The following is an 11941-nucleotide window of genomic DNA, read 5'->3' as shown; positions in this document are numbered from 1 at the left end:
GAAGAAGAAGAAGAAGAAGAAGAAGCCCGGCTTCTTCTGATCGTGGAGGATATGACCGAGGAGGAAGCGTTGCGCGCCACCGCGCTGGAATCCGAACGCCGTTTCCGGGATTTGGCGGAAACCGCCCACGACGGGATCATCATGACCGATCCCCAGGGGAAAATCGCCTATTTCAACCGGGCGGCGGAGCGCATGTTCGGCTATCGCCGCAACCAGGCGCTGGAGCGGTCGATCGGGACGGTGCTGCCGGAACCGCTGTCCTGCCAACTGGATGAAGGGTTGCAGCATGCCCGGGTGTGGGAAACCCAGGGGCTGCGCCAGGACGGCACGTTTTTCATGGTGGAGGGATCCAGCAGCGTGTTCGAAGGATCCACGGGACGTTTCATCACCTACGTGCTGCGCGACCTGACCGAGCGCAAGCAGTTCGAGAGTCAGTTGGTGCACTTGGCCAACCATGACCCGCTGACCAATCTGCCCAACCGAAAATTCTTCCAGGAGCGCCTTGGCATCAGCCTGGACGAGGCGGCGCTGGACGGGGCGCAGTTGGCGGTGCTGTTTCTCGACCTGGACCGGTTCAAGTTGATCAACGACACCTTTGGCCATGCGCTGGGCGACAAGCTGCTGCTGATGGTGGCCGAACGGCTCGCCGGCTGCTTCCGCAAGGGCGACGTACTGGCCAGACTGGGGGGCGACGAATTCGTGGTGCTGCTGCAAGGGCTTCCCGGAAAACAGGATGCCGCGCTCGTCGCCCAGAAAATCATGGATGCCTTCGCTCGCGCCTTTCAACTGGATGCGCATGAAGTCTTCGTCTCCGCCAGCATCGGCATCGCCTTCTATCCCTCGGACGCCATCGATGCGGGCAACCTCATCCGGTGCGCCGACAACGCCATGTACCAGGCCAAGGAGCAAGGCCTGGGGTATCAGTTCTACCGGCCCGATCCGGAAAACCTGTCGTCGGAGCGCCTCACCCTGGAGAGCAGCTTGCGCCGCGCCCTGGAACGTGACGAGTTGCGGCTTTATTACCAGCCCAAGGTGGATCTCGCGAGCGGGGCCGTGATCGGACTGGAGGCGCTGCTGCGCTGGACGCATCCGGTCAGAGGCATGATCCCGCCCGACCAGTTTATTCCGCTGGCGGAGGAAACCGGCCTGATCGTCCCGATCGGCGAATGGGTCTTGCGGACAGCGTGTTTGCAGATCAAGGCCTGGCAAGAGGAAGGGATGCCCTTTCTCCCCGTGGCGGTGAACCTGTCGGCGCGTCAGTTCAGGCAGTTCTCGGCCAGCGGTGAAGCAACCGGAATTCACAACCTGGTTGAAACCATCGAGCGGGTGCTGGAGGAAACGGGGGTGGATCCGTCCTGCCTGGAATTGGAGATTACCGAAAGCATTCTGATGCAAAACCTGTCGACAGCAGCCAATATCCTGCAGGCGTTGAGCGCAAAGGGCATGCGCATCTTCATCGACGATTTCGGAACCGGCTATTCCTCGTTGAGTTATCTCAAGCGCCTGCCCATCGACACCATCAAGATCGACAAATCCTTCGTGGGAGATATTATGACCGACCCGGACGATGCGGCGATCGTGACCGCCATCATCGCCATGGCTCACAGCCTGCGCCTCAAGGTGGTGGCCGAAGGGGTGGAAACGCAGGGACAATTCGATTTCCTGCTCGAACGGGGTTGCGACGCCATGCAAGGCTATTTTTTCAGCAGGCCGCTGCCGGCGGAGGATATTTTCCCGTTGTTGCGGACCCTAAAGGCTGCCGTCCCTAGGGGACATAATGCCGGAAATTTCAATCCGGCTTGAGCAGCGAGCGTCCCCTGAAGGATACCGTCCCTGCGGGACATAAAACCGCTCGGCCTGTTCGCGCGTAAGCGCATGCGGTTTCGACGCGATGATTATTGCGACAGCATCCCGCCCTGGGCCACGAAATACTTGTGGGCATAGGCCACGAGGGTCGGTCTTCGGGCCCGAGATCGCCTGTTTACTTCACCGTTTCCTTCAGCTGCTCCAGAATCGCCGGGTTCTCCAGGGTGGAGATGTCCTGGGTGATGGCCTCGCCCTTGGCGATCGCCCGCAGCAGGCGGCGCATGATCTTGCCGGAACGGGTCTTGGGCAGGTTGTCGCCGAAGCGGATTTCGTCTGGCTTGGCGATCGGGCCGATTTCCTTGCCGACCCAATCGCGCAGCTCGGCGACGATTTTGCGTGCTTCTTCGCCGGTGGGGCGCTTGCCTTTCAGCACCACATACGCCACCACCGATTCGCCCTTGATCTCATGCGGGCGGCCCACCACGGCGGCCTCCGCGACGAGCGGGTTGGACACCAGCGCGGATTCGATTTCCATGGTGCCCAGGCGATGGCCGGACACGTTCAGCACGTCATCGATGCGCCCCATGATCCAGAAATAGCCGTCGCTGTCGCGGTGCGCCGAATCGCCGGCGAGATAGATCTTGCCGCCGAGTTCCTCGGGAAAATAGGTCTTCTTGAAGCGGTCGGGGTCGCCCCACAGGGTGCGCAGCTGCGAGGGGAACGGCCGCTTGATCACCAGATAGCCACCGTGGCCTTTTTCGACCGGGTGTCCGTGCTCGTCAGTGATCGCCGCCATGATGCCGGGCAGCGGCAGGGTGCAGGAGCCGGGCTTGGTCGGCACCGCGCCGGGCAGCGGCGAAATCATGTGGGCGCCGGTTTCGGTCTGCCACCAGGTATCGACGATCGGGCAGCGGCCGCCGCCGATCACCTCGTGGTACCACATCCAGGCCTCCGGGTTGATCGGCTCGCCCACTGTGCCCAGCAGGCGCAGCGACGACAGGTCAAACTTTGCCGGCAGGTCGGAACCCAGTTTGATCAGGCTGCGGATCGCGGTCGGCGCGGTGTAGAAGGTGGTGACGCGGTGCTTGGCAATGGTCTCCCAGAAGCGGCCGGGGTGCGGATAGGTGGGGATGCCCTCGAAGATGACCTCGGTCATGCCCAGCGCCAGCGGACCATAGGTGACATAGGTGTGGCCGGTGATCCAGCCGACGTCGGCGGTGCACCAGTAGACGTCGGAATCGGGCTTGGCGTCGAACACCCACTCCATGGAGAGGATGGCGCCGAGCAGGTAGCCGCCGGTGGAATGCTGCACGCCTTTGGGTTTGCCGGTCGAGCCCGAAGTGTAGAGGATGAACAACGGATGCTCGGCACTGACCCAAACCGGTTCGCAGGTCTCGGCCTGGGTCTGCGTGAGCTCGTGCCACCACAGGTCGCGCGCGCCCCAGTTCACGGCGCCTTTGGTGCGACGATAGACGACCACTTTTTCAACGCAGGAGGTGTCGCCCATCGCCAGCGCCTCGTCGACCGCGTGCTTCAGCGGCACCGCCTTGCCGCCGCGCAGCGATTCGTCGGCGGTGATGATCAGCTTGGCGCGGGCGTCCTCAATGCGCTCGAACAGGCTCTTGGCGGAAAAGCCGCCGAACACCACCGAGTGGATGGCGCCGATGCGCGCACACGCCTGCATCGCCACCACGGCCTCGATGCTCATCGGCATGTAGACGATCACGCGGTCGCCCTTGACCACGCCGAGCGACTGCAGACCGTTGGCGAACTGGCACACCCGCGCGTGCAGCTGCTTGTAGGTGACTTTCGTCACCGCGCCGTCGTCGGCCTCGAAAATCAGCGCGGTCTTGGCGCCGCGGGTCGCCAGATGGCGGTCCAGACAGTTGTATGAAACGTTGAGCTCGCCATCCTCGAACCACTTGTAGAACGGCGCCTTCGACTCGTCCAGGGTGCGCGCGAACGGCTTTTTCCAGTCTATCGTCCGGCGCGCCTGGTCCGCCCAGAAACCCTCGTAGTCGGTTTCAGCCTGACGGCACAAGGCCTGGTAGGCGTCCATGCCAGACACATTGGCCTGTTTGACAAAGGCGTCCGCAGGCGGGAACACACGGGTTTCGGTCAGAATCGACTCGATAGAAGCCATACGGTCTCTCCACTGATAAAGTGTTTGATAACTGCCCGATTTTAATTCAAAGCATCTAATTCAAAGCAGCCTAATTCAAACCGCCCAATCCAAGCCATGAGCCATCCCGCACTCGACCGTGTTGTCCGCTGTTCCCGCTATGGCCGCCGCCTGCTGGCGGCGCAGCCGCAGCTGGCCGAAGCCGTGGCCGGACAACTCGACCATGCCTTCACCTGCGAAGCCATGCAGGCCTTCCTGAACCAGCCCCCGTGCGCCGATGAAGCCGCACTGCATCAACGTTTGCGGCAGTTGCGCCAGCACGTGTGGCTGGTCGCCACCGCGCGCGATCTGGCAGCTAGCGCCGACCTGGCCGAAGTGACGGCCACCTACAGCGTGCTGGCCGAGGTGTGCCTCGCGGCCGCGCTCGACTTCCACCACGCCGCGCTTGTCGCGCGCCACGGCGAACCGCGCGACGAAAACGGCCAGCCGCAGCAGATGGTCGTGGTCGGCATGGGCAAGCTCGGCGGCGGCGAACTCAACGTGTCGTCCGATATCGATCTCATCTATCTCTATCCCGAGGAGGGCGACACCGCGGCCGACAGCGCCGCCACCGCGATTATGTCCCGCAGGGATGGTATCCAGACGGTCAAGTCGATCAGCAACCACGAATTCTTCGTCCGCCTCGGGCGCAAACTGACGGCCGCGCTGTCGGAAGCCACCGCCGACGGCTATGTGTTCCGCGTCGACCTGCGGCTGCGCCCGTGGGGAGATTCCGGGCCGTTCGCGATGGGCTTTGCCATGCTGGAAGACTATCTGGTCGCGCAGGGGCGGCCGTGGGAACGCTATGCCTGGATCAAGGCGCGCCCACTCACCGGCAGCCATCACGACGAATTGATGGAAATCGTGCGGCCCTTCGTGTTCCGCAAATACCTCGACTTCGGCGCGTTTGCCGCGATCCGCGACCTTCATGTGCAGATCCGGCGCGAGGTCGCGCGCCGCGAGATGGCAGACAACATCAAGCTGGGGCCGGGCGGCATCCGCGAAATCGAATTCACCGCGCAGGTGTTCCAGCTCATCCGCGGCGGCCAGATCGCCGCCCTGCAGCAGCGTCCGACGCTGACGGCGCTGGGCGAACTGGTGAACAACGACCTGATGACGGCCGATGCGCAGCAGGAACTTGCCGCCGCTTACGATTTCCTGCGGCGGCTGGAACACCGACTGCAATATCTGGACGACGCGCAAACCCAGCAGTTGCCGGACGACGCCGAATCGCAGGCGATGCTCGCCGAGGCGATGGGTTTCCCCGACTACGCGGCATTGCTCGCCGCGCTTGAGCGCCACCGCAACAAGGTCACGCGCCATTTCGAGCAAATGTTCGCCGCGCCGCAAACCGACCAGATGAGCCACCCGCTGACCGCCGCGTGCTGTGGCACGGCGGACGCCGCCACCACCCACGCGCTGCTGGAAAACGCCGGCTACGACGATCCACAACGGGTGCTGGCCACGCTCGATGCGCTGCGCCAGCACACCGCACGGCTGGCCGAATCGACGCAGCTTCTGCTCAACGCGCTGTTGCCGCCCGCGCTCGAGGTCATCGGCAGCCAGCCCGATCCGATGGCCACGCTGGAACGCTTTGCCGCATTGCTGCAGTCCATTGCGCGCCGCTCCACCTATCTGGCGCTGCTGGCCGAATACCCGGCGGCGCTGCGGCAGCTGGTGCGCCTGCTGGCGGCGAGTCCGTGGGCGGCGCAGGTGCTGACGCAGCAGCCGCAGTTGCTGGACGAGCTGATCTCGCCGCAATCCCTGATGAGCGTGCCCGACTGGACGCAACTTGGCGCGCAATTGCGCGACGAACTCGACGCCCGCCCCGGCGACACCGAAGCGCAGCTGGATGCGCTGCGCCGCTTCAAGCAGGTGCAGACGCTGCGCCTGCTGGCGCAGGACGTGGCCGGCCGGCTGACGCTGGAAGCGCTGTCGGATCACCTGTCGGATCTCGCCGACACGCTGCTCGCCGAAACCCTTGCACGCTGCTGGGCCGGACTGAAGACGCGCCACCGCGACACACCGCGCTTCGCCGTCATCGGCTACGGCAAACTCGGCGGCAGGGAGCTCGGCTACGCGTCAGATCTCGACCTGGTGTTCCTGTACGACGACGCCGACGCGCGCGCGCAGGAAATCTACGCGCGGCTGACGCAGCGCATCAATACCTGGCTCGGCACCCTCACCCCGGCGGGAATCCTCTACGAGACCGACCTGCGCCTGCGCCCGGACGGCGCATCGGGCCTGCTGGTCAGCTCGGTCGAAGCGTTCCGTGATTACCAGCTGCATCACGCCTGGACGTGGGAACACCAGGCGCTGACGCGCGCGCGCTTCGTCTGCGGCGATGCGACGATCGGCGCGAACTTCGAGGCCCTGCGCCGCGAGGTGCTCGCCGCGCCACGCGACGCCGGAAAACTGCGCGAAGAAGTGCTGGCGATGCGCGAAAAAATGCATGCCGGCCACATCAACAACAGTGAATTGTTCGACCTCAAGCACGACAGCGGCGGCATCGTCGACGTCGAGTTCTGCGTACAGTATCTGGTGTTGCGGCATGGGCAGGTGCATCCCGAACTCGCCGACAACGTCGGCAACATCGCGCTCTTGCTGCGCGCGGGCGCGGCCGGGCTGATCTCTGCCGATGTCGCGCAGGCCGCGGCCGACGCCTATCGCGAGCTGCGCCGCCAGCAGCACGCGATCAAGCTGAGCGGCGCGGACTATGCGCGGGTGCCGCTGCCCGCCGTGGAAAGCGTGCGTAATGCAGTCAACGTGCTGTGGGTGCAGGCCATGGGCGCGGCAGCCTGAAATTCCTGCCATGATGGCGGCTTTACTGAATCCGGAGATCGCACCTTGAGTTCAAACGCCAATTCAGCCAGGGAGACCCTGCGCCAGTTTCGCGTGATTTTTGGCGCGGTGCGGCAGCATTTTCAGACGGTTGAAAAAGCCTGCGGCGTCAGCGGCGCGCAGATATGGGCGATGGCCGCACTGCACCAGACCCCGGGCATGAAAGTGTCCGAACTGGCGCAGGCGCTGTCGATCCACGCCTCCACCGCCAGCAATCTGCTCGACAAGATCGAGAAGTCGGGGCTGGTCCGGCGTGAGCGCAACCACGTCGACCAGCGCGTGGTCCAGCTGTATCTCACTGACGCGGGGGAGCAGGCGCTCGAAAAGGCCCCGCAGCCGCTGACCGGAATCCTGACGCACGCACTCGGCCAGTTGCCCGACGACACGCTGGCGCGCCTGAATCAGGATCTGGCGGTATTGATCGCGCACATGGGCGCCGTCAACACCCTGGACGCGCAAAAACCCCTGTCGGAAGCCTGAGGGACCGCGTCGCGACCGCACCTACACTCAACGCGGGTGGCGGCGCGCGCGGCGACGCTGCCAGGCGCGCATGATGCGCAGCCGCCAGGTCCAGTGCACGGCAAAATAAATCAGCACCGACAGGACCACCGCCAGCGTCAGCAAGCCCAGTGCCAGCGGCGCGCCCACCGTGTACAGGCGATCCATCCACAGCGCCAGTCCGGTCTCGGTTCTGGCCGCGACCCGGTCGAGGTCGATCTCGGCCAGCGGCACGTTGGCGTGACCCAGCATCCAGGCGCCCAGGTGATAGGCCGCGTAATACACCGGCGCGAAGGTGATGGGGTTGGTGATCAGGGTGCTGCCGACCGCGGCCGAAATGTTGGCGCGCAGCAGCAGCGCTGCCCCAGCGGCGAAGACGATTTGCGCCACCGGCATCAGCAGGCCGAAGAACACGCCGATGGCGAGACCCAGGGCGATCCCGCGCCGGTTGACATGCCACAGGCGGCGGTCTTGCAGCAGCGGCCCCATCCAGCGCAGCGCGCGGTGTTCGCGCAGTGTGTGCGGGTCGGGGAGAAAACGGCGGAAACGCTTGGGTAGCATCGGGGCAGGCAGCAGTGTGGGGGTGAGATTCGTCAGGTATGACGGTCTGATTGACAGAAAGGTTTAACGACCGCAACGTCATGGCCGCCTTCAGCGCCTGCTCGGCCAGTCTGCGCATCCGACTCAGACGGCGCAGGCACAGTTCCATGTCGTGGATATCGAAATCGCCGCATGCGCCTTCGGCCAGCACCGCCGCCTTGAGCGCGCGATAGTGTCGCTGCATGTCGGCCTGGCGCGCGTCCGGCTCGACCTCTTCCTCGACAGTGTCCACGTTCAGCAAGGCGCTCGCCTGTTGCATGAACGCCATGATCCGATCACGCAGTTGCGGCGTGCCGAGGGTTTTCGGATAAGGCATCGCCACCAGTTCGGCAGACAGTTCGACCACCGCGTCGTAATAACGCGCCGCGCGCAGTACCTCGGGCAGGCGCGTGCCGGTGGGGCGCGCGAGAATGCGTTCGAGCGCCGGACCGGCAGCGAGCTTGAGTCCATCGGTCATCAGCCACATGCCCAGCAGGAACAATCCGATGCCGCCTGCGAGTCCACCCGCGACAGTAAATCCCGACATTGCGCATCCGTGTTTTTAATGTGTGCCAGAATTGTAGGGCGCGTTGACACGAATTTCACACTTGCGAGATACGTTTCAACATGACCAAGCTGTACGCTGACCGAACCGGAGACATCGCTTGCAAACCGACGAACATCCGCCGCGCTGGCACAGCCTGTCTGCCAGCGACACCCTGACCCGACTGGACGCACCGCGCGAAGGCCTGAGTGTGGATGCCATCGAGCAGCGGCGTGCGCAATTCGGCGCCAACCGTCTGCCGCCGCCACGCTCTCAGCCCGCCTGGCAGCGTTTGCTGCTGCAGTTCCACAATGTGCTGATCTACGTGCTGCTGGCAGCCGGCGTCATCATCGCACTGCTCGGTCACTGGCTCGATTCCGGCGTGATCTTCGGCGTGGTCATCATCAACGCGGTGATCGGCTTCATCCAGGAAGGCCGCGCCGAGCAGGCGCTCGACGCGATCCGCGACATGCTGTCGCCGCACGCCATCGTCACCCGCGCCGGCGAACGCCACGAAATCCCCGCCGAGGACCTGGTGCCGGGCGACATCGTGCACTTGGCCTCGGGCGACCGCGTGCCTGCCGACCTGCGGCTGATCGACATCAAGAGCCTGCGGGTGATGGAAGCCGCGCTGACCGGCGAGTCGCTCGCGGTCGACAAGCAGATCGACCCGGTGGCCGAAGAGGCCGCGCTCGGCGACCGCACCAGCATGGCGTGGTCGGGCACGCTGGTCACCTACGGCCAGGGCACCGGCGTGGTGACGGCCATCGGCACCGAAACCGAACTGGGTCGCATCAGCACCCTGCTGGCGACGGTCGAGAAGCTCACCACCCCGCTGCTGAAGCTGATGGCGCGCTTCGGCCAGTGGCTGGCTGCGGTGATCCTGCTGCTGTCGGCGCTGCTATTCGGCTTCGGCGTGTGGGTGCGCGATTACCCGGCGAGCGACATGTTCCTCGCCGCGGTGGGTCTCGCGGTGGCGGCGATCCCCGAGGGCCTGCCGGCGATCATGACCATCACGCTCGCCATCGGCGTCACCCGCATGGCGCACCGCCACGCCATCATCCGCCGCCTGCCCGCGGTGGAAACGCTGGGCGCGGTCAGCGTCATCTGCTCGGACAAGACCGGCACCCTGACGCGCAACGAAATGACCGTGCAGACCGTCATCGACGCCGACGCCAGCTTCGACGTGTCGGGCAGCGGCTATGCCCCCGAGGGCGGATTCAGCCGCGCCGGCGAGCAGGTCGACCCCGAATCGCAGCCCCTGCTGCGTGAACTGGCGCACGCCGCCCTGCTCTGCAACGACGCCGACCTGCGCGAAACCGACGGCGGCTGGCAACTGACCGGAGACCCCACCGAAGGCGCGCTACTGACCCTGGCGCTCAAGGCCGGGCTGGACCTGCGCCAGACCCGCGAGGCGCTGCCGCGCACCGACGTTATTCCGTTCGAGTCAGAACACCGCTTCATGGCGACGCTCAACCACGACCACGCCGGGCATGGCTACCTCTATCTCAAGGGCGCACCGGAGCGGGTGCTGGCGCTGTGCGCCACGCAACGCGGCGCGGACGGCGACAGCGCATTCGACCCCGACCACTGGCACGCCCGCATGGAAGCGGCCGCCACCCAGGGGATGCGGCTGCTGGCGCTGGCAGTGCGGCGCAGCGACAGCGCGACGACGCTGAACTTTGACGACATCGTGAACGGTGGCTTCACCCTGCTGGCGGTGCTGGGGCTGGCCGACCCGCCGCGCGAGGAAGCGATCCGCGCGGTCGCCACCTGCCGCGCCGCCGGCATCCGGGTCAAGATGATCACCGGCGACCACGCCGCCACCGCGCTGGCCATCGGCAAACAGCTCGGCCTCGACGAATCGGTCACCGCGATGACCGGTGCCGAGATCGAGACCTTCGACGACGCGCGCCTGCGCGAGGTGGTCAACGAGGTCGACGTGTTCGCGCGCGCCAGTCCCGAACACAAGTTGCGCCTGGTCGAAGCCCTGCAAAGCCTGGGCGAAGTCACCGCGATGACCGGCGACGGCGTCAACGACGCGCCCGCACTGCGGCGCGCCGACATCGGCGTGGCGATGGGGAAAAAAGGCACCGAGGCGGCCAAGGAAGCGGCGGAAATGGTGCTGGCCGACGACAACTTCGCCTCGATCGCGCACGCCGTCGAGGAAGGCCGCACCGTCTATGGCAACCTGAAAAAGGCCATCGTGTTCATCCTGCCGACCAATGCGGCGCAGGCCGGCATGGTGCTGATCGCGATCCTGCTCGGCATCACCCTGCCGATCACCCCGGTGCAGATTCTGTGGGTCAACATGGTGACGGCGGTGACGCTGGCGCTCGCGCTGGCCTTCGAGCACCCCGAGCCCGAGGCCATGCGCCAGCCGCCGCGCAACCCGCGCGAACCGCTGCTGACGCGCTTCATGCTGTGGCGCATCGTGTTCGTCACGGTGTTCCTGGTGGGCGGATCGCTCGGCCTGTTCCTGTGGGAACTGGAGCGCGGCATGCCGCTCGACACTGCGCGCACCGCGGCGATCAATGCCCTGGTGATGGGCGAGATCTTCTACCTCTTCAACTGCCGCCGCCTCACCGCGCCGGTCGTCGGCTGGTCGGGACTGGTCGGCAATCGGGCGGTGCTGATCGCCATCGGCATTCTCGTCGTGCTGCAGGGTCTGTTCACCTTCCTGCCCTTGATGCAGGCGCTGTTCGCCACCGCCCCGCTCGACGCCGCCACCTGGGGACGCATCCTCGCGTTCGGCATCGTCGTCTACGGCGTGGTGGAGATCGAGAAAACGCTGATCCGCCGCAATCACACGCCCTCACGTAAAAGCCCATGAATAGCTTCGATCACGCATCCTCCCCGCTTTGCCGCTTCCAGCGCGGGGCTTGCGAAAGGCCGCGTCCAGGGTAAGCCGCGTCAGTGCTGGCTGGACGGCAATTTTTCGGCTATAGTCGTTGCTACTTTTGTAGCAATCCGCTTCGAGGTGAATCATGAGCATGCCCGTCCGCATCGACGACACCCTGTATGAAATGGCCCGTGCCCAGGCCCATGCCGAGCGGCGCACCATCGCCGGCCAGATTGAATTCTGGGCCATGATCGGCAAGGCCTCGCTCGACAATCCCGATCTACCGGTCGATTTCGTGCGCGAGCTACTGATCGCCCGCGCCGAAGGCCCTACCCTGGCGACGCCCTTCGTGCCCGAAGGCCGGCGCGACTGAAGATGCCTGAAATCCAGGTTCTCCAGAGTGCCGCCTTCCACCGCGCCTACAAGCGCCTGCACCCGAACCAGAAAGCCGATGTCGATGATGCCGTGCAAGCCATTGTCGGTACGCCCGAAATAGGCGAAGCCAAGAAAGGCGACCTCACCGGCGTCTTCGTTTACAAATTCAAGTGCGTCGGCCAGCTTGCGCTGCTGGCCTATGAATACGACCCGGCAACCCGACTCCTGCTCCTGCTCGGTTCGCACGAAAACTTTTACCGCGAATTGAAGCGCTAGCGAGGTGCCGCTCAGAATC

Annotated in this window: 9 protein-coding genes; 7 read left to right on the top strand and 2 right to left on the bottom strand. The window is 65.0% G+C overall.

Annotation, left to right across the window (positions count from 1 at the left end; genetic code table 11):
• Window positions 1–1803 (top strand): putative bifunctional diguanylate cyclase/phosphodiesterase (locus ABW22_RS04805; protein ID WP_059752520.1); only part of this gene is annotated, 1803 nt, incomplete at its 5' end.
• 178 nt (window positions 1804–1981) lie between these two features.
• On the opposite strand, the gene acs is transcribed toward ABW22_RS04805, so the two are convergent.
• On the bottom strand, window positions 1982–3949 hold the full coding sequence (acs, locus tag ABW22_RS04800; RefSeq protein ID WP_059752518.1) for an acetate--CoA ligase: 1968 nt from the start codon (window positions 3947–3949) through the stop codon (window positions 1982–1984).
• A gap of 96 nt (window positions 3950–4045) precedes the next feature.
• Between acs and glnE the strand changes: the two genes are divergently transcribed.
• Window positions 4046–6769, top strand: a complete 2724-nt coding sequence (glnE, locus tag ABW22_RS04795; RefSeq protein ID WP_059752516.1) for a bifunctional [glutamate--ammonia ligase]-adenylyl-L-tyrosine phosphorylase/[glutamate--ammonia-ligase] adenylyltransferase — start codon at window positions 4046–4048, stop codon at window positions 6767–6769.
• 45 nt (window positions 6770–6814) lie between these two features.
• Window positions 6815–7288, top strand: a complete 474-nt coding sequence (locus tag ABW22_RS04790) for a MarR family winged helix-turn-helix transcriptional regulator (protein WP_059752513.1) — start codon at window positions 6815–6817, stop codon at window positions 7286–7288.
• A 27-nt stretch (window positions 7289–7315) separates the two neighbouring features.
• On the opposite strand, the gene ABW22_RS04785 is transcribed toward ABW22_RS04790, so the two are convergent.
• Window positions 7316–7867, bottom strand: a complete 552-nt coding sequence (locus ABW22_RS04785; protein WP_059752510.1) for a DUF2062 domain-containing protein — start codon at window positions 7865–7867, stop codon at window positions 7316–7318.
• A 151-nt stretch (window positions 7868–8018) separates the two neighbouring features.
• Between ABW22_RS04785 and ABW22_RS04780 the strand changes: the two genes are divergently transcribed.
• The 4 genes from ABW22_RS04780 to ABW22_RS04765 all read left to right on the top strand — a co-directional run bounded on the left by ABW22_RS04780 (window position 8019) and on the right by ABW22_RS04765 (window position 11922).
• Window positions 8019–8516: a hypothetical protein gene (locus ABW22_RS04780; RefSeq protein WP_059752506.1), complete on the top strand. Its 498-nt coding sequence runs from the start codon at window positions 8019–8021 to the stop codon at window positions 8514–8516.
• 34 nt (window positions 8517–8550) lie between these two features.
• A complete protein-coding gene (locus ABW22_RS04775; RefSeq protein ID WP_059752504.1) occupies window positions 8551–11262 on the top strand; it encodes a cation-transporting P-type ATPase in 2712 nt (903 codons plus the stop codon).
• 154 nt (window positions 11263–11416) lie between these two features.
• The gene (locus tag ABW22_RS04770) at window positions 11417–11644 is read left to right on the top strand and encodes a ParD-like family protein (protein ID WP_059752501.1); all 228 of its coding nucleotides are present in this window, start codon (window positions 11417–11419) and stop codon (window positions 11642–11644) included.
• 2 nt (window positions 11645–11646) lie between these two features.
• Window positions 11647–11922 (top strand): type II toxin-antitoxin system RelE/ParE family toxin, encoded by a 276-nt coding sequence (locus ABW22_RS04765; RefSeq protein ID WP_059752499.1) that lies wholly within the window; start codon window positions 11647–11649, stop codon window positions 11920–11922.
• The last annotated feature ends 19 nt before the right edge of the window (window positions 11923–11941 follow it).

Source organism: Thiobacillus denitrificans (assembly GCF_001530125.1).
Lineage (GTDB): Bacteria > Pseudomonadota > Gammaproteobacteria > Burkholderiales > Thiobacillaceae > Thiobacillus > Thiobacillus denitrificans_C.
The sequence above is the reverse complement of the archived record's forward strand: the minus strand, read 5'-3'. Positions and strand labels throughout refer to the sequence as shown.

Coding starts and splice junctions, on each gene's coding strand:
- acs (WP_059752518.1), bottom strand. CDS start 3,949: ATGGCTTCTATCGAGTCGATTCTGACCGAAACCCGTGTGTTCCCGCCT.
- glnE (WP_059752516.1), top strand. CDS start 4,046: ATGAGCCATCCCGCACTCGACCGTGTTGTCCGCTGTTCCCGCTATGGC.
- ABW22_RS04785 (WP_059752510.1), bottom strand. CDS start 7,867: ATGCTACCCAAGCGTTTCCGCCGTTTTCTCCCCGACCCGCACACACTG.
- ABW22_RS04770 (WP_059752501.1), top strand. CDS start 11,417: ATGAGCATGCCCGTCCGCATCGACGACACCCTGTATGAAATGGCCCGT.
- ABW22_RS04765 (WP_059752499.1), top strand. CDS start 11,647: ATGCCTGAAATCCAGGTTCTCCAGAGTGCCGCCTTCCACCGCGCCTAC.